A 21,912-nucleotide genomic window follows, 5' to 3' on the forward strand; every position below is an offset into this window, starting at 1 on the left:
CAAGCGTTTTATGAAGTGACTGCGGCGCTGCTGCTTAGGATAGGGACTGGCGTCGGCATAGGATTGACCATTAGGGATGCAATGGCGATGGAATGCCGTCGGCACAGCAAAATGCAGTCAGGCAGTAAGACATTCATTATTCTGTTTTGCATATTGAGTATTGAGTATTGAGTATTAGCAGTAAGCGTCAGCTTTTAGTTCTTATCCCAAAATGGGTGCTGATATTTTTCCCGGTAAGTGCATGCCGCAAGAAACCTAAAAACGCTGTTTTACTCACAGACGATGGTGTTGACGTGGTGCCGGCATAGAGTGCGCCGGCAGCGCCCATCATGGCGGGATGAGCCGCCGGGAGCGGCGAAAGTCCGGGCTGCGCCGGGAGCGCATCCCGGACGGTCCCAAAGCCGGGATGGGTGATGCCGGGAACCGCGCAGCGGCGCACGACCTGCCGGACGCGCGGAGGTCAAGGAGGCCGTCGCGGTACGGCCTCTTTGTCGCTTGCCGGCACCGGACACGCCATATAACCACCGAACGCACGGCAAGCGAAACCTTCGCCGAGGCAGCATAAGCCTTGCCTCCCGCTAACGCACGGCAAACGAACCCTCGCCGAGGCGGCATAAGCCTTGCCTCCCGCTAACGCACGGCAAACGAACCTTCGCCGAGGCGGCATAAGCCTTGCCTCCCGCTAACGCACGGCAAACGAACCTTCGCCGAGGCGGCATAAGCCTTCCCTCCCGCTAACGCACGGCAAACGAACCCTCGCTGAGGCGGCATAAGCCTTGCCTCCCGCTAACGCACGGCAAACGAACCTTCGCCAAGGCGGCATAAGCCTTGCCTCCCGCTAACGCACGGCAAACGAACCTTCGCCGAGGCGGCATAAGCCTTGCCTCCCGCTAACGCACGGCAAACGAACCTTCGCCGAGGCGGCATAAGCCTTGCCTCCCGCTAACGCACGGCAAACGAACCCTCGCCGAGGCGGCATAAGCCTTGCCTCCCGCTAACGCACGGCAAACGAACCTTCGCCGAGGCGGCATAAGCCTTGCCTCCCGCTAACGCACGGCAAACGAACCCTCGCCGAGGCGGCATAAGCCTTGCCTCCCGCTAACGCACGGCAAACGAACCCTCGCCGCGGGGGCTATAAGCCTCCCCCGAGCCGCCGGCGTTACATCCAGCGACGGCGCGTGGGACGGCGTCAGAAGTGGATTACGGTGCGAATGGATTTACCTTCATGCATTAAATCGAACGCGTCGTTAATCCGCTCCAGCGGCAGGGTATGGGTGATAAAGGGATCAAGATTGATTTCACCGGCCATGGCCTGCTCCACCATGCCCGGCAACTGCGTGCGCCCCTTGACGCCGCCGAAGGCGGACCCGCGCCATACCCGGCCGGTAACCAGTTGGAACGGACGGGTGCGGATCTCCTTGCCGGCGCCGGCTACGCCGATAATGATGCTTTCGCCCCAGCCCTTGTGACAACACTCGAGCGCCGCGCGCATAACATCGACGTTGCCGATGCATTCAAAACTGAAATCCACGCCGCCGTCGGTGAGTTCGACAATCACCTCCTGGATCGGCCGCGCATGATCCTTGGGATTGATGCAATCGGTGGCGCCCATCGAGCGGGCCAGATCAAATTTACCCGGATTGGTGTCGACGGCGATAATCCGCCCGGCCTTGGCCTGCACCGCGCCCTGGATCGCTGCAAGGCCTATGCCGCCCAGGCCGAAAATGGCGACGGTGTCGCCGGCCTTGACCTTGGCGGTGTTATGCACCGCGCCGATGCCGGTGGTGACGCCGCAGCCGAGCAGGCAGACTTTTTCCAGCGGCGCCTGGGGATTGATCACCGCCAGGGAAATCTCGGCCACCACGGTATATTCGCTGAAGGTACTGGTGCCCATATAGTGATAAAGGGGCTGACCGTTATAGGAAAAACGGGTGGTGCCGTCCGGCATCAGGCCCTTACCCTGCGTAACGCGTACCGCCTGGCACAGGTTGGTCTTGCCGGAGGTGCAGAATTTGCAGACGCCGCATTCGGCGGTATAAAGGGGAATGACATGATCGCCGGGCTTTACGCTGGTTACGCCTTCGCCCACTTCCATTACAATGCCGCCGCCCTCATGGCCCAGCACGACGGGAAACAGCCCTTCGGGGTCGTCTCCCGACAGGGTGAAAGCGTCGGTGTGGCAGACGCCGGTGTGGGTAATCCTCACCAGCACCTCGCCCTTTTGCGGCGGCGCAACGTCAATCTCAACGATTTTGAGAGGCTGGCCCGGCCCGAAGGCAACGGCTGCACGAGATTTCATAAGGTTTCTCCAATCATAAACAGCACCGGTCAACATCTTACCGTTGACGGCGTCATCACTTCAAATAGGAACGCACCAAGCTGGCGACATCGTTAAGCCGGGCCGCCTTCTGCGCCGGCGTCAGGTCTTTCTCGCCCAGTTCGTCGCGGATATGAATTTCCATAATTTCAGACATCAGGCCGTGGGAAGCGCCGCGGATGGCGGCGATCTGCTGCAGCAGCGCGCCGCAGTCGACGCCCGTTTCCAGGCCGCGCTCCAGCGCCTCCACCTGCCCTTTGATGCGCCGGACCCGCAGCAGGACGCGTTTTTTATCTTCAGCTGAACGAGGCATTTCCCGACCCGTATGAAAATATAGTATAGGGGGGTATAGTATATATAAAGAAAAAAACATCAAGCCATAAGCGCGCGGCGCGCGACCTAACCGCCTGTTCCGGGCGGGAGCGGGCATGAAAACACGCGTGCGGGCGTCAATCGGCCGATGGCTTCGATAGGGTAATACATTGAGGAATAATTCCGCGGGGGACTATACTGCATGCACAGGATGTCGCGTTAGATCCTTCATATTACCAGTCGTTTCATAAGGACAGCATTATCATGAGCGTACAGACAGCCGCACCGTCGTCGATCAAAACGGTTAATCCCGCCACCAATAAAATCGAAAAACAATTCGACGTTATGTCCGACCAGCAGATCGAACAGATCCTGGCCGCCGCCGACGCCGCCTTCCAGCAATGGAAAAAAACCCCGTTCGCCGAGCGGGCCAAACTGCTGCATAACGTGGCCGCCATTTTGCGCGATCGCCAGGATGAGCTGGGCAAGCTGTGTACCATTGAAATGGGCAAACTGCACGCCGAAGGCGTGGGCGAAGTGCAACTGTGCGCCGATATATTTGATTATTATGCCGATCACGGCGAACGGTTCCTGGCCGACAAGCCCCTGGAAACCGGGATTGGCAGCGCGTTTCTCAGCTATGACCCCCTCGGCGTGCTGCTGAGCGTGCAGCCCTGGAATTTCCCTTTCTACCAGATCACCCGTTCGGCGGCGCCGAATATCATGGCCGGGAATACCATGGTGTTGAAACACGCCTCCAACGTACCGCAGTGCGCGGCCATGATGGAGCGTATCTTTATCGATGCCGGCGCGCCCGTGGGCGTTTACACTAATCTGTTCGTGCCCGGCGCCAAGGTATCGCAATTAATAGGCGATAAGCGCATCAAGGGCGTGTCTCTGACCGGCAGCGAGGCGGCGGGATCAAGCTTTGCCGCCGAGGCCGGCAAACATGTCAAGAAATCGACCCTGGAGCTGGGCGGCAGCGACGCCTTTGTGGTGCTGGCGGATGCCGATCTTGATCTGGCGGTAAAAACCGCCGCCATGGGACGTTTATGGAACGCCGGCCAGGTCTGTGTGTCGCCCAAGCGTATTATCGTGCTGGAAGACGTCGCCGAGGCATTTATCGCCAAGGCGCGGGCCATTTATGAAAAGATCAGGATCGGCGACCCGCTGGATCCGTCCACGCAGCTCGCCCCGCTCAGCAGTGAAAAAGCGGCCGGGGAGATCGTTGAGCAGGTGGCAACCGCAGTGAAGGAAGGCGCCAAACTGATCTACGGCGGCCACCGCGTGGACCGGCCGGGCGCGTATATGGAACCGACCATCCTCACCGGCATCAAACCCGGCATGGCGGCCTACGCCGAGGAAATCTTCGGACCGGTGCTGTGCGTGTATGCCGTCAAGGACGAGGCGCAGGCGATTGCGCTGGCCAACGACTCCATCTTCGGCCTGGGGGGCACCGTCTTCGGCACCGATACCGCCAGGGCCGTGGCGGTGGCGCGGCAAATCGATTCCGGTATGGTCTATATCAACCATACCACAGGTATTGCCCCGGAGCTGCCGTTTGGCGGCACCAAAAACTCCGGCTATGGCCGCGAACAATCCCCGGCGGGGATTCATGAATTCGTCAATGAAAAGCTGATCCGCATCACCACGCCCGACGCGCCTTATTGATCCTACCCGGGGCCGGCATGGCCCGTAAATCACGCCTGTTTCCTGCGGCTAACGCGCCGGGGGAAACAGGCTGCCCGGTTCATTCCCCCCGCGGATTCACCGTGCGCCGACCGTTGACCGCGCCTGCGCTTATTGCCGATATCAGCGTGATAATTACCGGTGTTTTTAAATTAAAACGGCATTTCATTATTATGAATATGAATAATGCCGTGCTTTGCCGCACGGAGAATATCCACGCCATTACAAATTTAGTTTAATTTATCAACTAATCGTGGAATACTAACCCGGCCGAAAAAGGGATGCCGCAGTTGGGCAAAAACATCTCTCTCCATAATTTTTTAATTTATTATGCGGCGAAATACCTATAAATTGTGATCACCATCGCAATATTAAAATTAAAAATTATCTAAAACCCATATTTATGATCCACCGCACAGACTCCATGTTCCCACAAAAATAGTCCTAATCCCGGCTCTAATATTGGTCATTTGCATAATGACTTACCCTGGCGCCATTTTTATACTGCCTGCTCAAATTACGGATGGCGATTGATACCTCTTCTTTTTTACGTATCGCGCCGATACCCATTCAACGTATACCCAGTCCCCTACCGACAGACAGTATTTTAATTATGAGGCCTATGGCGGCGGCGACAATTCGCCGGGAATAAATGCCTTAGGCGCGCAGCGTTAACGCGGAGACATCGTATGGCAATCGAGTCCACTTTGGACCAAAAAGGCAGGACCCACGTACGTTATGTGGTGCTGTTATTTATATTTATTATTACGGCGGTTAACTATGCCGACCGGGTTACCCTGTCGATAGCCGGCACAGCGGTGTCCCACGATTTGGGGCTGGATGTGGTCAACCTGGGCATGATTTTTTCATCGTTCGGCATCGCCTATCTGTTGATGCAAATCCCCGGCGGCTGGCTGCTTGACCGGTTCGGGTCGATTAAAGTCTATAGCTACAGTTTGTTTTTCTGGTCATTGTTCACCCTGCTGCAAGGATTCGTCGGGGTGCTGTCGGTGCCGATGGCGGTCTTTTCGCTGTTTATGCTGCAGTTCCTGCTGGGCTTCGCCGAAGCCCCGGCTTTCCCGGCCAATGCCCGTATTGTCGCCGCGTGGTTCCCGGCCAAGGAGCGCGCCACGGCGTCGTCGATTTTCAACGCCGCGCAGTATTTTTCCCTGGCGATTTTTTCGCCTTTCCTGGGCTGGCTGGTCTATGCGTGGAGCTGGAAACACGTCTTTACCGTCATGGGCGTCATCGGTTTTATCCTGACGTTTCTGTGGATAAAATTTGTCCATAACCCGTTTGAATCCCCCTACGCGTCGCGCGCCGAGCTGGATTATATCGAGCAGGGCGGCGGCGTGGTCAATATGGACAGCAAAAAGGCGAAGGATAACGGACCGAAATGGAACTACGTTAAGCAACTGCTCACCAGCCGTATGATGCTGGGCATCTTTTTCGGCCAGTATTTCCTCAACACCATTACCTGGTTCTTCCTGACCTGGTTCCCCATCTATCTGGTGCAGGAAAAAGGGATGAGCATCCTTAAGGTAGGCATCATCGCCTCCATTCCGGCGTTATGCGGTTTTGTCGGCGGTATTTCGGGCGGCGTGGTGTCGGATTTCCTGCTTAAGCGCGGCTGTTCGCTTACCTTTGCCCGCAAGGCGCCGATCGTGTTCGGCATGCTGCTCGCATCCAGCATGATCCTTTGCAACTACACCGATAATACGGTGCTGGTGGTGGCGCTGATGGCGCTGGCATTCTTCGGTAAAGGCTTCGGCGCGCTGGGCTGGCCGGTGATTGCGGATACCGCGCCGAAAGAGGTGATCGGCCTGTGCGGCGCCATCTTCAACGTGTTCGGCAATGTCGCCTCCATCGTCACCCCGTTGCTGATTGGTTTTCTGGTCAAGAATCTGCACTCGTTTAACAGCGCGCTGATTTTTGTCGGCTGCTCGGCCATTATGTCGATGCTGTGCTATTTGCTGGTGGTGGGTAAAATCCAGCGGCTGGTGCTGAAAAACGTTCCGGCGTAATCCTGTATAGGGGCGGGCGGGAAACCCGCCCCCCCTCATCTGCCTATTTTACCTCTCCCCTCCCCCTTGACGCGCCTGGACATCCTTTCCCCGGCCCGTGCCTTTTGCCTGTTGATCAGAAATCGTAGCCCACGGTGGCCACCAGCGAGCGCTCCGCGCCCCAATAGCAATAGCCGGTGCCATAACAGGCCGCCACGTATTTCCGATCGGTGAGGTTATTGGCGTTAAGCTGCACATAGGCCCCCTTCCACTGCGGGTTCCAGGCGGCAAGATCGGCGCGTAGCGAAACATCCAGCAGGGTCACCGACGGCACGCGCCGCGTGTTTTCATTATCTGCCCACTGCCGGCCGATATAACGCACCCCGCCGCCCAGGTTGATGCCGTAATCCGCCTGGTACTGCGCCCAGAGCGACGCCATCTGATCCGGCGTGACATAAGGCGTGTTGCCGTCGTTGCCGTCCACGGCGTCCCTGAAGCGTACCCGGTTATAGGTATAGCCGGCTATGCCGGCCAGACGCTCGGTGAGCTGCGTGCGGGCCTCCAGTTCAATCCCCTGGGAATGTACCTTGCCCGCCGGGACATAATAGCTGCCCTGCACGATACGGTTGGCCACATCTTTTTGCGTCAGGTCGTAAATCGCCAGGGTATACAGCGACGAAGTACCGGGGGGCTGGTATTTTATCCCGGCTTCGTACTGCTCGCTGGTGGTCGGTTTCAACAGGTTGCCGTCGGCGCCGGACAAGGCCTGCGGCGTGACGGCCTGGCTAAAGCTGACATAAGGCGAAATGCCGCTGTCAAAGGCATACAGCAGCGACCCGCGGCCGCTGATATGATCGTCCTGGCGCCGGTAGGTGGTGTCGGTATTGAACGTGGTATTTTTGGCCACGATGCGATCGTAGCGCCCGGACAGATCCAGGTGCCATTTATCCAGCGTCATCTCATCTTGCAGATAGACCCCGCTTTGTGAGTAGCGGCGTTTGGCATCGACGCGCGTGACGCCCGGCACGGTCAGGCCGTAGTCGGTGAACAGCCCCGGGCCGCCGCTGACGCCGGTGAGCGCATTGAGCGGGGTGGCGTAGGCGCTGTCGTCCCACAGGTCGTTGGTATATTCATGGTATTCACCGCCCAGCACCACTTTATGCTGTAGGTCGCCGGTGCTGAAATCGGCCACCAGCTGGTTATCCATGGCGTAAGCGGCAAGCGAGGACGATTCGCCGGAATAATAGCGGTTAAGCAATGTACGATCGCTGTTCCAGCCAATCTGGTAAACCTGCTGCTGGTCGACGTTGGCATGGGTATAACTGCCGTTGGAGCGGATTGACCAGACGTCGTCGATGCTATGGTCGAATTCATAGCCGTAGATTTGCTGGCGGCGCTTAAAGGTATTCAGGCTGCTTTCGCCGTCAAAAAACCCGCGGTCCAGCTTGGCGCCGCTGCTGGCGTACAGGCTGCCGTCCGCCGGCACCGCGCTGTGATAACCGCCCGACGGATCTTTTTGCAGATAGGCTTTTAACAGCAGCGACGTGTTGCCGTCCGGCTGCCATAACAGCGACGGCGCGATGGCATAGCGTTCCTCGCGCTGGTGATCGTACTGGGTATCGCTATGGCGCGTGATGCCCGTCAGGCGGAACGCCCATTGATCGCTGACGGCGCCGGTATAGTCGAACGCCGCGCCGGTGGTGGCGTTATTGCCGGCCATCAGCTTGATATGCCCTTCGCTGGCAAAACGGGGGCGTCTGGACGTCATCATCACCAGGCCGCCGGGAATGGTCTGGCCGTAAAGCGCCGACGACGGACCGCGAATCACATCGACGCGCTCCAGGAACCAGGGATCGATTTGCAGGTTGTTATAGCTGCCGCCGTCGCTCATCAACCGCAGGCCGTCCAGGAAGGTATTATTGGTATCGCCGCCGTGGAATCCGCGCAGGGAAACGGTCTCGTAGCGGGTCGCGCCGCCGGCGAAGTTGGTAAATACCCCCGGCGTATAATTCAACGCGCTGTTCACCGTCAGGGCGGCCTGATCGTCCATTTGCCGGCGCGTCACCACCGACACCGACTGGCCGGTGGTAATCAGCGGCTGATCGGTTTTGGTCGCTCCGCGGCTGGTGTTGGCTGTGTAGCCCCGGGTCGGCGCATCGGCGCTGTCGGCCGTCTGGGCCGCGGTAACCACCAGGGTATCCTCGGCATAGGTGAATAACGGCGCCGCGAAAGCGAGTGAACACAGCAGAGTGGAACGTGTTAAGCGCAAGACCCTTCTCATTATATCTTTCCATTGACAGGTGAATGAAATTGAAACTAAATGAGAATTATTATCTTTCTTATTTATTGATTCAAGAAATAATTTAACACATTTAAGGAATTGGCCGGAACGGCAAGGCTTACGCGGGGCGGGATGGCGGCTGCGAGACGTTGCTACGCCTCGATACGGCAATGGAAAGGGTTAGTCTAAGATGGCCTGGCGGCGGTAGGCTTAACCCCGTTTTTGCCAGTCGGCAGCGTCTTTTTCTTCTTTTTCTTCTTTTTCTTCTTTTTCTTCTTCTCCTTCATTCGACGCCAGACGCATATTGGCCGATGCCGCGTGCGAGACATACAGCGCCAGCAGCGCGGCGGCAAACTCATCGTCCAGCGTGTAGAAATAGCATTCGGGTACGTTCAGGATGCGGGCAAACGCACAGCAGGTTTCAAAATTGGGACGATATATCCCATTTTCATACTGACTAATTCTGGAACGGGCGGTGGACTCATCGATGCCAGCCATGACCGCCAGCTTTTCCTGTGTCAGCTGGGCCCTGTGCCGGGCTTCTTTCAGGCGTTTTGGAATCATCTTCAAATATGAGTAAAGTTAGCTTGATAATCTGTTTAGCATCACTTAACATCAGAGTTGTTTAGAATAACTAAACACTTTATAAGAATAGAACACACATCAGGGTGAGGGCCGGCAATTGCCGGCCTGATTTTGTGCTGTGTGTAACGCCATCATTCCACTCAGTAAATTTCCCCTGCCCCGCAAAAATCCCGTGCTTTTAATAATTTCCGAGTTTTTTGATCTTTTCTGATTGCTATGACCGCCACGCAATGTCAATCAGGGGTTTACACCCGGTGGCACAGATTGCCGTGGTAGTAATAATTTATTAATGCCAAAAATTGTGAGTTTAATCACATTGAAACGCTTGCCGCCATCCCGCACAATGTTCCGCGGACAATTGCTTGAGATAATTTCAAAACAATGTTTTATTAAAAATAAATAAAAACTATTTTTTTTGAAATACATGAGATCAGTCACAACGGTAACCTCATGAAATTGGTTAGCATTGCCCCTCTTTAACGATGTCACTGGTAAGGAATAACCATGTATAAAATTGCAGGCGCGGCCCTTCTTTCATTGCTGTTGAGCAGCAGCTGTTTCGCCCAAAGCGCCGATGCCACGGCGGTAACCAAGGCGGTGGAAACCATGCGTCAGGCCATGGTCAGCGCCAAGAAAGCCGATCTGGAGAAAGTGGGCGCGCCGACGCTGAGCTACGGCCACTCCAGCGGTAAAATCCAGAACAACGCCGAATTTGTCGATGCCATCGTCACCGGTCAATCCAAATTCCTGACGCTGGATCTCAAAGACCAAACCGTGCAGGTCGACGGCGACGTGGCCATCGTCAGGCATATCCTGCAGGCGAAAACCGCAGACGGCGGCAAGCCGGGCGAAGTGAAAATCGGCGTCATGCAGGTATGGCAGAAAAATGCGGCGGGCGCCTGGAAGCTCCTGGCGCGCCAGGCCTATTCATTGCCTAAATAAACCCCTGCCAGCGCGGCTCTCGGATATGAGGGCCGCTGCGTCGTTTTCCCCGCGCCCACCGGGCTTTCCGCTGTAAAAAAAATGTAACTTTTTGTCAACGCAAAAAGAATTCATCTCCTGCTTTTTAGCCGAGCGGTGAAGTTTTACTGTTTTAAATCAATTGATTAAAAAAATAATTTCTTGTATTTCGCCGTTCAATTCTTTTTACCCGCACCACCCGCCGGCGCGGCTTGTCACAAAACGGTAATGAAATCTCGCGCCGTAGCGGATTAATTGCTATACAGATAACTATCACCCATCCCTTACCGGAAGACCGCCTTGAAACGCTGCTGCTATAGCCGGAGGTATTTCCCTTACTGCCCGATGGAGGGAGAACAATGTCAGCGGAAACCCTGTCGATAGTATTATTTATAGCGGCGGTTATTATTTATTCAACGAAAGCCAAAAAAAATAAATATTTGTTTTCATTAGTGCTGTTTGTTTTAGGTATTTATATTCTGCTTAATTTAGTCAGGGTCGCCAGTAATTACTTTACCGGCGCCGGCATCAATGATTCGGTGCTGTATACCCTGACCAGCAGTTTAACCGGCGCCGGATTAGGCAAGTACATCCTGCCCTTTGCCGGTTTCATCCTGGCTTCCCTGCTGGTGTTCAGCCTGATGTCATGGCTGTTGCTATTCAGAAAAGCCGGCGGCGGCCGTACGGCTTACGGCCTGCTGGCTCTCGTTTTGGCCGTGGTCGCCGTGATTGCCACGCCGGCCAGCGGTGAAATTGCCGGCCTGGTTAAATCCCAGTTGGCAAGCGGCGATACGGACTTTAATACCTATTACAGAACCCCGTCCAAAACACTGGCGAAAGACAGCCCCAACCTTATTTATATCTATGCCGAAAGCCTGGAAAGAACCTATTTCGATCAGGACGCCTTTGCCGGTTTAACCACCGAGCTTAACAGTCAGAAAAACGATGCTATAGATTTCAGCAATACTACCCAATTGCCCGGCACCGGCTACACCATTGCCGGAATGGTGGCGTCGCAGTGCGGCATTCCGTTATTCGCCCCCTTTGACGGCAATGCCTCAAGTTCGTTATCGACCTTTTACCCCCATGATATTTGCCTGGGCGATATACTGCAGGCTTCCGGTTACGATACCTATTTTTACCAGGGGGCCGATATGGCGTTTGCCGGTAAAGGCCTGTTCCTGAAGTCCCATGGTTTTGAGCATATCTATGGTTTCCAGGAGCTTAAGGGACTGGTCAAGGATCCCGACTACCGCAACGAGTGGGGCTGGTATGACGATACCCTGCTGGATCTGGTCTATGATAAATTTATTGCGCTGTCGCAACAAAAACAGCGGTTTGCCTTATTTGCGCTGACCGTCGACACCCATCATCCGGACGGATATATTTCGCGATCCTGCACCAATCGCTCCTATGCGTATGACAATATGGAAAACAGCTCCCTAAGCGCCGTGGCCTGCAGCCAGGAGCATATCGCGGGGCTTATCAAAAAAATCCGCGCATCGGGCTATTTCAAAAACACGGTGATCGTGGTGTCTTCCGATCACCTGGCCATGAACAATACCGCCTATGATATTTTAAATCAGCACGACAGAAAGGATCTGTTCTTTATCCTGCGCGGCGACAAGGAGCAGCCCCAGGTCAGTAATGTCAAGCGCAGCACGCTGGATAACGGCGCGACTGTATTGGATGTGCTGGGGGGCGATAACTATATCGGCCTGGGCCGGAGCAGTTTATCCTCCACATCGTTATCAACCTATTTTTTAAATCTCGATGATAAGATAACCGCATGGATACCGGATGTTATCCGGCAGTGGGATTTCCCGACCAAGATAAAAAAATATAAAATTGATGTAAATGCCAAAACCATCGGCTTTTCCGGCGTTCAATTTAAAATACCGTTGATTTTAAAAATTGATAAAAATAATATTGAGCCGATGTTCGACGTGTATTTATCCGCACCGTTAAAACAGCAATTGGCGAAATTGAATGCCCGGGATAAATTTTTATGGATTGATGACTGTAATAAAATGGCCGATATTTGGGATCCATCGCTGAGCCAGGTAACCAATTATTGTGTCGCCGTCGGCAACCTGAGCACCCAGCCGAACATCGTTAAAATCGACTCCGACGTGTATCGCGGCAAGGTGTCGTTCAAAAAACTGCCGCAGGGCGATGAGGCGCAGTTTGAGCAGACCGTCGGCAGACTGAACTTATCCGCTCCCGCGACCAATTAACCCCCTGGCACCGGACGGGGGTTGCAGCGCCGGTGATAGCGCCCGCCGGTTTAGCCTGCCGCCCCTGTCCCGGCGATAAAATGCCGCAGCGATGGTTATTTATTAAACATCCTCATGCTGCGGTTTGATAAAATATCCCGCGCCACCGGCTTCAATTCATTTCTTATTATCTTGAGTAATAATTATTATTCTTATTTGAATCGCGCGCGGTGCCGCGCCCGCGCCCCGTGTTCACTGGCATAAATGCCCGCCGGCCACTGGCCCGATAGGTCATAAGTTATTCTTATGCTTAGTGGTGATAAACATATGCTTTTTTATACGTGGTTAATTATCGTTGCCTATGTAATATTCCTCAGCAGAAAACCAGCGCCATGGAATAACCCCATGAAGTGGTTAAATTATATTAAAATTATATCAAGGAAAAGCAAATGGCCTTATTCATTAATAGCCGGCCTTCAGCGTTATCGCTGCTGACTGTGTTAGCGTTAGGCAGTATCGTCTCCGTTGCCGCCCATGCCGACCAGTTGGCCAATATCAAGCAGGCCGGCGTTATTCGTGTCGCCACCTTCGATTCCAACCCGCCGTTTGGTTCCGTCGATGCCAAAACCCATAATATCGTCGGCTACGACGTGGACTTTGCCAAGGCGCTGGCAGACGCGCTGGGCGTGAAGCTGGAGCTGGTGCCCACCAATCCGGCCAACCGCATTCCTCTGCTGCAGTCGGGTAAAGCCGATATTATCGTGGCCGACATTACCATCACGCCGGAGCGGGCCAAGGTCATTGATTTTTCCATTCCCTATTTTGTCACCGGGCAGCAGTTCCTGGTGCCGGTAAACTCGCCGGATAAACTGGACGGTTACGCCAACGCGCGTATCGGCGCGGTAAAGGGCACCACCGGCGAGCAGGAATTGCATCATCGTTTCCCGAATGCGCGCGTCTTGTCCTATGATGATATTCCGCTGGCGCTGACGGCGCTGCGCAACGGCAACGTGCAGGCCATCACCCAGGACAGCACCATCCTCGCCGGCCTGCTCGACGGCGCGCCGGATAAAGCCAAATATAAAGTGCTGCCGGAGCTGCTGAGTAAAGAAGAGATCGGCGTCGGGGTGAAAAAAGACGAGACCGCGTTGCTCACCTTCGTTAATAACGAGCTGCTGAAACTGGAAAAAAACGGCCAGGCTACCTCCATCTATAATAATTGGTTCGGACCCCAGACCAAATCGCCTCAACCGCGTCTGTTTACCATAACAGCGAAATAATCAGGCAGAATCAATGCAATCCCAGTACGACAATCTGCAACCATCCGCCGCCCCGGTGGCGGATACCCCTGCCCCACATACCATCCCCGCCGTCGAGTTCCGCCAGGTTGATAAATTTTTCGGCCCCCACTACGTGATCCGCCAGGTGGATTTCAGCGTCGGACGCGGCGAGGTGGTGGCGATTTGCGGCCCCTCGGGGTCGGGGAAATCCACCCTGATACGCCTGATCAACCAGCTGGAAACCGTAAGCGGAGGTGAAATCCTGATCGACGGCCATCCCACCTCGGCGTTGAAAGGCCGCGCGCTGCGTGAACTTCGCACCCATATCGGTTTTGTGTTCCAGCAGTTTAATCTCTACGGCCATCTTAACGCCCTGGATAATGTCAGCCTGGCGCTGATCACCGTGCACGGCTGGACGCGGGCGAAAGCGCATGACAAAGCGCAGAGTCTGCTGGAGCGGGTGGGATTGGGCGATAAGGCGTCTTTTCTGCCGTCCCAGCTGTCCGGCGGCCAGCAGCAGCGGGTAGCGATTGCCCGCGCCCTGGTCACAGACCCGACGCTGATTCTTTTTGATGAGCCGACCTCGGCGCTGGACCCGGAAATGATCGGCGAAGTGCTGCAGGTAATGCAGGAACTGGCCCATAGCGGCATCACCATGGTGGTGGTCACCCATGAAATGAGCTTCGCCCGCGAAATAGCCGATCGGGTGGTGTTTATGGACGGCGGCGTCATCCTGGAACAGGCCGACCCGGAGACTTTTTTCAGCGCGCCGGTGCACCCGCGCGCGCAGCGTTTTTTGCAGAAGGTGCTTAATCCGCTGCATGCGCGCCTGGAGGAGAGCTGATGGCCTGGCACCTGGATTGGGCCGGCGTGCTGACCGGCCAGCCCTGGCAATGGATCCTGTCCGGCTTTGCCGCCACCTTGTACGTCACCTTGTTCGGTTGCCTGGCGGCGACGCTGATAACCCTATTGATGCTGGCGCTGCGCCTGGCGCCGGGGCCGATTGGCCGCGCCCTGGCGGCGGCGTTTGTCTCGGTGTTTCGCAACACGCCGCTGCTGGTGCAATTATTGTTCTGGTATTTTGCCGCCTGGGGCGCGCTGCCGCAAGGCGTGCGCCTGTACATCGGCGATATGCACCCCTGGTCGATTCTGCCGGGCAACGTACTGTGGCTGGCGCCGGAATTCCTTTGCGCCGCCTGGGGATTGTCGCTGTTCTGCGCGGCGTTTTTGCTGGAGGAAATCCAGGCGGGGTTGAACTCCGTGCCGCCGGGACAAACGGAGGCCGCGCTATCGCAAGGGTTCAGCCAGTGGCAAATCCTGTGCCATGTGCTGTTGCCGCAGGGACTGCTCAATGCCTGGCAGCCCCTGGTCGGACAATACCTGAACCTGATGAAGCTTTCGTCGCTGGCCAGCGGCATCAGCTTCGCCGAATTGACCTATCAGATAGGCCGGGTGGAGAGTTTTAACGCCCACGCGCTTGAGGCGTTTGCGGTGGGCACCGGGCTTTATCTGCTCTTGGGCGTGGCGATGGGATCCCTGCTGATATATATGGGCCCAAAGCGCCGCGACGGCAGGCAACCGCTGTTGCCCGCGGCCGGCCTCGATGCGCCGCCGGCCGGCAATCCGATAAGCGGAGCTCGCCATGACCTTTAATATCGACGTGATCCTCGCTAACCTGACCTACCTGCTATGGGGACGCCTGGCCGACGGCCAGCCGGGCGGCGTGCTGCTGACGCTGATGATGGCGCTGTGCGCCGGCGCGCTGGCGCTGGCGCTCGGCGTCACGCTGGCGTGCCTGGCCTGGCGCTATCCGGGCTGGACGCGCCGGGCGCTGTTTATCTGGGCTGAAATCATTCGCGGCATTCCGCTGATTTTTGTTATCTTCTGGCTGTTTTTCCTGCTGCCCATCCTGTTCGGCGGCTCGATACCCGGTCCGCTGACGGTGATTCTGGCCCTGGCCTGGTTTACCTCGGCGGCGGTGATGCATACCACGCTCGCCGGCCTGAACGCCCTGCCTGCGGGACAGGTGGAAGCGGGCCTTGCCTCGGGACTGGGCGAGTGGCAAATCCTGCGCCGGGTTTTATTGCCGCAGGCCATGCCCAATCTGCTGCCGTCTTATATCGGGCTGATGGTCTCCCTGATCAAGGACACCTCGCTGGCGTTTATCGTTAACGTGCCGGAGCTGACCACCGTGGCGGGCCAGGTCAATAACCGCGAACAGATCTATCCCACCGAGATTTTTATCTTTATCGGCGTCATTTATTACCTGCTGTGTTATGGCCTGTCCCTGCTGGCCACCCGACTGGGCGCGCCGAAGCCGCTGTCCCGGTAGCGCCCCGCCCGGCGCGTGGGCGGATGCTGCGCCATCCTTACCCGGCGCGGGTGCTTCACCGGATTCGCTCCCGCGCCGGGCACCATTACAGCATATGGCGCCGGGCCTCGGTCCGCACCCGGTGAAGCACCTGTTGTTTAATGTCGCTGTAGCCTGGGGCCTGCGCCAGGGTCTCGATATCCCGCTCCGGGCCGAACGGCACCCGCACTTCCTCAACGATTTTCCCCGGCCGCGCCGACATCACCAGGATACGGTCGGCGAGAAACAGCGCCTCTTCCACATCGTGGGTGACAAATAAAATCGTCGTGCCGGTTTGCTTCCAGGCGGCGCGCAGCAGTTCCTGCATCATCATCCGGGTTTGCGCGTCCAGCGCGCCGAAGGGTTCATCCATCAGCAATATGTCGGGGTCGGGCAGCCAGGCCCGCGCCAGCGCCACCCGCTGCTTCATGCCGCCGGACAGCTGCCAGGGCGCATGCTGTTCAAAACCCGCCAGTCCCACCCGCTGAAGCCAGGCATTGGCGTCGGCATCGGCCGCCGCCTTTTTCCGGCCCGCCATGCGCGCGCCGAAGGTGACGTTAGCCAGCACCGACAGCCAGGGAAATAAATTGGGCTGCTGGAACACCATGCCCCGGCTGGGATGCGGCCCCCTGACCGGCCGACCCGCGCACAGGATCCGCCCTTGCCGTACCGGCGTAAAGCCGGCAATCATATTCAGGATGGTGGATTTGCCGCAGCCGGAGGGGCCGAGCAATACCACGAACTCCCCGGCGGCCAGTGACAGCGAGACATCGTCCAGCACCGTCAGGGGCGCCTGCCTGCCGGTAAAAACCTGCGTAATATGCTCAACAGCGATATGTGCCGTCATGCGTCCTTCCCCGCCCAGGGCACCAGCCATTTCTGTACTCCCACGATCGCCAGATCCAGCATATAACCGATGGCGCCGAGCAGCAGGATGCCTATCATCACGATATCGGTGCGCAGATAGGCGCTGGCGTTGATCACCATCCACCCCAGGCCCGACGTAGCCGCCACCAGTTCGGCGGCAATCAGCGACGTCCAGCCGACGCCGATGGACAGCCGCACGCTGGTAAACAGCTCGGGCAAGGTATCCGGCAAGACCACCCGCCAGAAAATCTGCCGGCGCGAGGCGCCCAGCGTCTGCGCTACGCGGATGCGGGCATCGCCGATGCGCTCCACCGCGGCGGCGGCGCCCACCACCACGCTCAGAAAAGTGGCGATAAAAATAAGGAAAAATTTCGACGACTCGCCAATACCCAGCCAGACCACCGCCAGCGGAATAAGGGCGATTTTCGGCAAGGGCCGCAAAAACTGCACAAACGGGTTGAGCGCGGCGGCGATGGGCGCCGACAACCCCATCAGCAGACCCAGCGGGATGCCGCACACGATGGCGACGGCAAAAGCGCTCAGCGCCCGCGCCAGGCTCACCGCGATATGCTCCCAAAGCGGCACCTGGCGGTAGCCGTCGCGCAACAGCTCAACCGTAGTTTCTGCCAGATCCGACAAAGGCGGCAGCAATAGCGGGTCGACCCAGCGCCGTTCCCCGGCGATTTGCCAGAGCAGGAAAAACAGCGCCACCGAGGCGACGCTGATAGCAAGATGATGAACAACTTTCATAACGGTATTTATTTACCCGCGGCCTGGCGGATATAGCTGGAATTAATCGCCCCGCTCCAGGTGGCCGGGATATCCCGTTGACGTACCTCGCCGGTGCTCTCCAGGAAATGGGCGGTTTTATTCACCGCCTGTCCGATGCCGCTGCCGTCGGTATTGGTGCCGTCGCCCAGCCAGGCGGCGGTGCCCTGCTCGGCGATGGAGGGATATTCCAGGCCGGACAGGGTATTGGTGGCGGTGGTGACGGGCGCGCCTACTTCCCGGGCGACAATGGCGGCGGCGGCATCGGGGTCGCGGCGGAATTCATCCACCTTTTGCTGATGTACCTTCAGGAAGTTGGCCACGATCTCAGGATATTGCCGGGCAAAGGCTTTGCGTACCACGTAGTTGTTATAAATCAGATAACCGTCCTTTTGCAGATCCTTGGTGGCGAACACCTGATGGCCGCCGGACGCTTCCAGCTCCTGGGCAAAAGGCGCCCAGACATAACCGGCGTCGATATCGCCGCGTTTCCAGGCCGCCACCAGTTCCGCCGGGCGCAGCGGGATCAGGGTAATCTTGCCGCGATCGAGTTTATGCACTGCTATCGCCGCTTCCAGCGCGTACTGGGACGTGGAGTTGGGCGGGTAGCCCACACGTTTGCCCTCGATATCCTGCAGGCTATTGATGCCCGGTTTGCCGATCAGGCGCTCATAGGTGGCAATGACGCCGGAAATGCCGACGATTTCCACCGGCAGCTTGCGCACGATGCCGGCGGTGGCCGGGCTGGAACCAAAATTGGCGATATCGATGGCATCGCTGGCGAAATAATTCAGCGCATCGGCGCCCGAGGCGAACTGCACCCACTTCACCTTGGTGCCCAGCGCTTTTTCCAGACTGCCGTCCGCCTTCGCCAACATCAGCACTTGCGAACCGCCGCTGTAGGCAATCCGCACTTCCTGCGGCACCGCCGCAGCGGCAAAGGACGGGGATAATGACATTAACCAGCTGGCCGCGCCAAACGCCGCCGTTATTATTTTATGCATAAAATATCCTGTGAAATGAAAGCGAGTCATTTTATTGTTAGGCCAGTAGCACGGGGCACAGTATAAAGGCAAAGGCTCTGCCTTATTTAGCTAAGATATGAATATTCAAAGTGAATAACTGACTATATGCCGGCCAATACGCTCAACACCGTCGATATGGCGATAAATTAGGCAGTCGTGAAAAATAATTCTTCTTCTCTTCCGTCAACGCTGTAGAAAAAGAGAATATTATTTCATCAATCTCTTTTCAATAGACTGAAATTTATACTTTTTATATTTTTGACTTGATTATAACCAAATAATAGGACCCCACGAATTGGGCGCTTTGGTAATATTCCGCTTATTTCTAAAAAATAACCGCACGGCAACCTTCGTCCAGAAATTCACTAAGGTTATGCGCTATTTTCATTTTAAGCTCAATTGCGAAATAGTGTATGGTTTTGCGCATGTCCTAATACTATTTATCTCATTATGAGGTTACCCATGACCACCGATACCCTGATCAAACGGATTGACGATGCCATTGATCGGCAGCGGGAAACGTATATTGCCGTCAGCCAGGATATACATGCGCATCCGGAAACCGGCAATAATGAATATTACGCCAATAAGATCCTTACCGGCCTGCTGACCGCGGCGGGATTTACGGTGACATCCAACGTGGCCGGGCATGAAACCGCATTTCACGCCGTCAGGGATAGCGGCAAACCCGGGCCGACGGTGGCCTATCTGGCGGAATACGACGCCCTGATCGGCATCGGCCATGCCTGCGGACACAATATTATCGGCGTGACCAGCATCGCCGCCGCCATTGCGCTCGCGGAAACCTTGCCGGAAACCGGCGGCAAAATCGTGGTATTGGGCACCCCGGCGGAGGAAGGCGGGCTAAAGGGACCGGGCGGGCGAAACGGCAATGTCAAAGCCCGTTTTGTCGAACATGGCTTCCTGCGGGGAGTGGACGCGGCGCTGATGATCCATCCCGCCGGCCGCACGCGCCTGTCGGGCCCGTCGCTTGCCAATAATCATCTTTATTTTAATTTTTACGGCAAGCCTTCCCATGCGGGCAGTTCCCCGCATCTGGGCATCAACGCCCTGGACGCGGTGGTGCTGCTCTATAACGGCATCAGCGTACTGCGCCAGCAGCTGCCTGCGAGCGTTCGGGTACACGGCATTATTACCGATGGCGGCCAGGCCCCGAATGTGATCCCGGAATTCGCCGCGGCGCATTATTACATCCGCGCCAATACCCGCGAGGAAGTGATAGCGCTGGAGCCGCGCATCCGCGCCATTGCCGAGGGGGCGGCGCTGGCCACCGGCACGCGCGTGGAGATAGAACACCAGGTGGGTCCGCGCGATTTTCGCATTAACCACACCTTGAATACCCTGCTGCTGGATGTCCTGTCCGCCCATGGCGAACAGGTGGATCTCACGCCTAAAGAAGGTCTGGGGTCCACCGACGCCGGCGATATCAGCCATGCCGTGCCTACCGCGCATCCCTATATCAAGATAGGTCCCGATGACCTGATAGGCCATACGGTGGCGTTTCGCGAAGCCGCCAATTCCCCACGCGGCTACCAGGCGCTGGTGACCGGCGCCCGGGTGCTGGCTAAAACCGGCTACCGGCTGCTGACCGACGCGCATCTGCTCGAACGTATCAAGCAGGAGCAAGCATGAGCTTAATCAATACCATGCGGTTCCATGCCGCCCTGTTTTTACTGTGCGCGGCCCTGCCCGGGTACACCGCCCCGGCCACCGGCGGCGGCGCCCTGAATATCGCCTACGGCAACCGGCCCGGCACCCTGGATCCTTATCTGACCACCAATAACGCCACCTCGGATGTCGACCGTCATATTTTCGAAGAGCTGTTCGTGATTAACGATAAGTTCGAGCCGGTGCCGGAACTGGTCGATCATTACCAGCTCAGCGACGATCGGCTGGTGTATACCTTTACCCTGCGCGACCATATCGTGTTCCAGAACGGCCAGCCGCTGACCGCGGACGACGTTGTCGCCTCCATGAACCGCTGGCTGGCGTTGTCCACCCAGGGTAAAGCCAACCTGCCGGGCGCCGCCTTTACGAAAATCGACCCGTTGACCGTGCAATTGACCCTGAAAACGCCGTCGCTTATCACGCTGAATATTCTGGCCGATGTGAAGAATATTGCCGCCATCATGCCAAAAAGCATCATAGATAAGGCCAACGAGACGAAAAGCCCGGTGACCGAGCTGATTGGCACCGGTCCCTACCAGCTGGCGGAGTTCAAACAGGGCGAATATCTGCATCTCGCCCGCTTTGACGGTTATGTTTCCCGCAGTGAACCGGCCAGCGGCCTGGCGGGCAAAAAGAACGCCTATGTGAAAGATATTTTTTTCCGGTATGTTACCGATGAATCCACCCGGCTGGCCGGCGCGCTGACCGGCGAGTACGATCTGGTGTTTAACCTGCCCAAGGACAATATCGACCAGCTTAAACAGGCGCCGGGCATTCAGTTATTTGCCCCGGAATCCGGCGGTTCGCTTATCACCTATTTGTTCAATAAGAAAACCGGACCCTTCGCCGACGTCAAGCTGCGCCAGGCGTTTAATACCGCATTGGATGTCAACAGCGTCCTGCTGGCCGGCTATAGCGACCCGCGTTTTTTCAGCGCCGATTCCTCCCTGGGATTTCCGCAGCAGGTGGATTGGTATAGCGGGGCCGGCAAACCTTACTATAACGTCAATAAGCTCGACGAGGCCCGCAGGCTGGTCAAGGAATCCGGCTACCAGGGGCAGGAGGTGGTGATTATCGCCACCAAGGAATATGCCGAACTCTATAACCTGGCGATCGTGGCCCAACAGGTGCTGAAACAAATCGGCGTTAAATCCCGGCTGGATGTCTATGACTGGCCGACGGTATTGCAGCGTCGCCAGGACCCGAAAAATTTCGATCTCTGCGCCCTGGAATTCTCCATGCGCCAGGTACTGCATCAATATCCCTTCCTCGACTCGCGGGCCAATTTCCCCGGCTGGTCCAACAGCCCGGACATCGACAGCGTTCTGGATCGCATTAAGCAGGCGCCCTCGCTACAGGATGCCAAACCGCTGGTGGACCAACTGCACGTCCTGACCTGGCAATACCTGCCGGTGATTGTGCTGGGCCATACCCAGCCTGAACCCATTGCCGTCAAGGACGGCGTCAAGGGCTACGCGGACCTGATCGGCCCGATTTTATGGAATGTGCAGGTCCCGGATAAATAACCTTTGCCCGGTCGGTTTTTTAGCGGCCCGCTGACGGCCCGGTT

Annotated in this window: 16 protein-coding genes and 1 pseudogene; 10 read left to right on the top strand and 7 right to left on the bottom strand. The window is 56.8% G+C overall.

What is annotated here, in order from left to right:
- Positions 1 to 1,189: 1,189 nt before the first annotated feature.
- Together ACL2XN_RS08620 and ACL2XN_RS08625 are read right to left on the bottom strand one after the other, a co-directional pair.
- Complete coding sequence (locus ACL2XN_RS08620; protein ID WP_413730673.1) at positions 1,190 to 2,299, bottom strand: S-(hydroxymethyl)glutathione dehydrogenase/class III alcohol dehydrogenase; 1,110 nt, start codon at positions 2,297 to 2,299, stop codon at positions 1,190 to 1,192.
- Positions 2,300 to 2,354: 55 nt separating this feature from the next.
- Positions 2,355 to 2,630: a metal/formaldehyde-sensitive transcriptional repressor gene (locus tag ACL2XN_RS08625; RefSeq protein WP_413730674.1), complete on the bottom strand. Its 276-nt coding sequence runs from the start codon at positions 2,628 to 2,630 to the stop codon at positions 2,355 to 2,357.
- Between the two features lie 263 nt (positions 2,631 to 2,893).
- Here ACL2XN_RS08625 and ACL2XN_RS08630 point away from each other — a divergent pair, with 263 nt between their 5' ends.
- Positions 2,894 to 4,300 (top strand): NAD-dependent succinate-semialdehyde dehydrogenase, encoded by a 1,407-nt coding sequence (locus ACL2XN_RS08630; RefSeq protein WP_413730675.1) that lies wholly within the window; start codon positions 2,894 to 2,896, stop codon positions 4,298 to 4,300.
- Between the two features lie 707 nt (positions 4,301 to 5,007).
- Positions 5,008 to 6,342 carry an MFS transporter gene (locus ACL2XN_RS08635; protein WP_410015689.1) on the top strand — a complete coding sequence of 445 codons (1,335 nt, stop codon included), beginning with the start codon at positions 5,008 to 5,010 and terminating at the stop codon, positions 6,340 to 6,342.
- 115 nt (positions 6,343 to 6,457) lie between these two features.
- Here ACL2XN_RS08635 and ACL2XN_RS08640 read toward each other — a convergent pair whose 3' ends face one another.
- Together ACL2XN_RS08640 and ACL2XN_RS08645 are read right to left on the bottom strand one after the other, a co-directional pair.
- Positions 6,458 to 8,602 carry a TonB-dependent siderophore receptor gene (locus tag ACL2XN_RS08640; RefSeq protein WP_413730676.1) on the bottom strand — a complete coding sequence of 715 codons (2,145 nt, stop codon included), beginning with the start codon at positions 8,600 to 8,602 and terminating at the stop codon, positions 6,458 to 6,460.
- A gap of 318 nt (positions 8,603 to 8,920) precedes the next feature.
- A pseudogene (locus tag ACL2XN_RS08645) lies at positions 8,921 to 9,166 on the bottom strand (helix-turn-helix transcriptional regulator); the annotation flags it as partial.
- 525 nt (positions 9,167 to 9,691) lie between these two features.
- Between ACL2XN_RS08645 and ACL2XN_RS08650 the strand changes: the two are divergent.
- The 6 genes from ACL2XN_RS08650 to ACL2XN_RS08675 all read left to right on the top strand — a co-directional run bounded on the left by ACL2XN_RS08650 (position 9,692) and on the right by ACL2XN_RS08675 (position 15,975).
- Entirely contained in the window at positions 9,692 to 10,129 is a 438-nt protein-coding gene (locus ACL2XN_RS08650; RefSeq protein ID WP_413722464.1) for a nuclear transport factor 2 family protein, read from the top strand.
- A 377-nt stretch (positions 10,130 to 10,506) separates the two neighbouring features.
- Positions 10,507 to 12,384, top strand: coding sequence for a phosphatidylglycerol--membrane-oligosaccharide glycerophosphotransferase (opgB, locus tag ACL2XN_RS08655; protein WP_413722463.1), 1,878 nt, complete (start codon positions 10,507 to 10,509; stop codon positions 12,382 to 12,384).
- A 428-nt stretch (positions 12,385 to 12,812) separates the two neighbouring features.
- Positions 12,813 to 13,643 carry an ABC transporter substrate-binding protein gene (locus ACL2XN_RS08660; protein ID WP_413728654.1) on the top strand — a complete coding sequence of 277 codons (831 nt, stop codon included), beginning with the start codon at positions 12,813 to 12,815 and terminating at the stop codon, positions 13,641 to 13,643.
- A gap of 13 nt (positions 13,644 to 13,656) precedes the next feature.
- Entirely contained in the window at positions 13,657 to 14,487 is an 831-nt protein-coding gene (locus tag ACL2XN_RS08665; RefSeq protein WP_413730677.1) for an amino acid ABC transporter ATP-binding protein, read from the top strand.
- Positions 14,487 to 15,296: an amino acid ABC transporter permease gene (locus ACL2XN_RS08670; RefSeq protein ID WP_413730678.1), complete on the top strand. Its 810-nt coding sequence runs from the start codon at positions 14,487 to 14,489 to the stop codon at positions 15,294 to 15,296. The genes ACL2XN_RS08665 and ACL2XN_RS08670 overlap by 1 nt, the downstream gene beginning before the upstream one ends.
- Positions 15,286 to 15,975 (top strand): amino acid ABC transporter permease, encoded by a 690-nt coding sequence (locus ACL2XN_RS08675; protein WP_413722459.1) that lies wholly within the window; start codon positions 15,286 to 15,288, stop codon positions 15,973 to 15,975. Before ACL2XN_RS08670 ends, ACL2XN_RS08675 begins: the two co-directional genes overlap by 11 nt.
- 85 nt (positions 15,976 to 16,060) lie before the next feature.
- Here ACL2XN_RS08675 and ACL2XN_RS08680 read toward each other — a convergent pair whose 3' ends face one another.
- Genes ACL2XN_RS08680 through ACL2XN_RS08690 form a run of 3 tightly spaced genes read right to left on the bottom strand, consistent with a single transcriptional unit; the run spans position 16,061 to position 18,587 of the window.
- Positions 16,061 to 16,840 carry an ABC transporter ATP-binding protein gene (locus ACL2XN_RS08680; RefSeq protein WP_413728655.1) on the bottom strand — a complete coding sequence of 260 codons (780 nt, stop codon included), beginning with the start codon at positions 16,838 to 16,840 and terminating at the stop codon, positions 16,061 to 16,063.
- On the bottom strand, positions 16,837 to 17,610 hold the full coding sequence (locus ACL2XN_RS08685; RefSeq protein WP_413722457.1) for an ABC transporter permease: 774 nt from the start codon (positions 17,608 to 17,610) through the stop codon (positions 16,837 to 16,839). The genes ACL2XN_RS08680 and ACL2XN_RS08685 overlap by 4 nt, the downstream gene beginning before the upstream one ends.
- 8 nt (positions 17,611 to 17,618) lie before the next feature.
- Positions 17,619 to 18,587, bottom strand: a complete 969-nt coding sequence (locus tag ACL2XN_RS08690; RefSeq protein ID WP_413723419.1) for a glycine betaine ABC transporter substrate-binding protein — start codon at positions 18,585 to 18,587, stop codon at positions 17,619 to 17,621.
- A gap of 528 nt (positions 18,588 to 19,115) precedes the next feature.
- Between ACL2XN_RS08690 and ACL2XN_RS08695 the strand changes: the two genes are divergently transcribed.
- Together ACL2XN_RS08695 and ACL2XN_RS08700 are read left to right on the top strand one after the other, a co-directional pair.
- On the top strand, positions 19,116 to 20,306 hold the full coding sequence (locus ACL2XN_RS08695; protein ID WP_410015699.1) for a M20 family metallopeptidase: 1,191 nt from the start codon (positions 19,116 to 19,118) through the stop codon (positions 20,304 to 20,306).
- Positions 20,303 to 21,868, top strand: coding sequence for an ABC transporter substrate-binding protein (locus ACL2XN_RS08700; RefSeq protein WP_413730680.1), 1,566 nt, complete (start codon positions 20,303 to 20,305; stop codon positions 21,866 to 21,868). Before ACL2XN_RS08695 ends, ACL2XN_RS08700 begins: the two co-directional genes overlap by 4 nt.
- The last annotated feature ends 44 nt before the right edge of the window (positions 21,869 to 21,912 follow it).

Origin of the sequence: Sodalis sp. RH22 (genome assembly GCF_047324165.1) — a bacterium.
GTDB lineage: Bacteria > Pseudomonadota > Gammaproteobacteria > Enterobacterales > Enterobacteriaceae > Acerihabitans.

Coding starts and splice junctions, on each gene's coding strand:
- ACL2XN_RS08620 (WP_413730673.1), bottom strand. CDS start 2,299: ATGAAATCTCGTGCAGCCGTTGCCTTCGGGCCGGGCCAGCCTCTCAAA.
- ACL2XN_RS08625 (WP_413730674.1), bottom strand. CDS start 2,630: ATGCCTCGTTCAGCTGAAGATAAAAAACGCGTCCTGCTGCGGGTCCGG.
- ACL2XN_RS08630 (WP_413730675.1), top strand. CDS start 2,894: ATGAGCGTACAGACAGCCGCACCGTCGTCGATCAAAACGGTTAATCCC.
- ACL2XN_RS08635 (WP_410015689.1), top strand. CDS start 5,008: ATGGCAATCGAGTCCACTTTGGACCAAAAAGGCAGGACCCACGTACGT.
- ACL2XN_RS08640 (WP_413730676.1), bottom strand. CDS start 8,602: ATGAGAAGGGTCTTGCGCTTAACACGTTCCACTCTGCTGTGTTCACTC.
- ACL2XN_RS08650 (WP_413722464.1), top strand. CDS start 9,692: ATGTATAAAATTGCAGGCGCGGCCCTTCTTTCATTGCTGTTGAGCAGC.
- opgB (WP_413722463.1), top strand. CDS start 10,507: ATGTCAGCGGAAACCCTGTCGATAGTATTATTTATAGCGGCGGTTATT.
- ACL2XN_RS08660 (WP_413728654.1), top strand. CDS start 12,813: ATGGCCTTATTCATTAATAGCCGGCCTTCAGCGTTATCGCTGCTGACT.
- ACL2XN_RS08665 (WP_413730677.1), top strand. CDS start 13,657: ATGCAATCCCAGTACGACAATCTGCAACCATCCGCCGCCCCGGTGGCG.
- ACL2XN_RS08670 (WP_413730678.1), top strand. CDS start 14,487: ATGGCCTGGCACCTGGATTGGGCCGGCGTGCTGACCGGCCAGCCCTGG.
- ACL2XN_RS08675 (WP_413722459.1), top strand. CDS start 15,286: ATGACCTTTAATATCGACGTGATCCTCGCTAACCTGACCTACCTGCTA.
- ACL2XN_RS08680 (WP_413728655.1), bottom strand. CDS start 16,840: ATGACGGCACATATCGCTGTTGAGCATATTACGCAGGTTTTTACCGGC.
- ACL2XN_RS08685 (WP_413722457.1), bottom strand. CDS start 17,610: ATGAAAGTTGTTCATCATCTTGCTATCAGCGTCGCCTCGGTGGCGCTG.
- ACL2XN_RS08690 (WP_413723419.1), bottom strand. CDS start 18,587: ATGTCATTATCCCCGTCCTTTGCCGCTGCGGCGGTGCCGCAGGAAGTG.
- ACL2XN_RS08695 (WP_410015699.1), top strand. CDS start 19,116: ATGACCACCGATACCCTGATCAAACGGATTGACGATGCCATTGATCGG.
- ACL2XN_RS08700 (WP_413730680.1), top strand. CDS start 20,303: ATGAGCTTAATCAATACCATGCGGTTCCATGCCGCCCTGTTTTTACTG.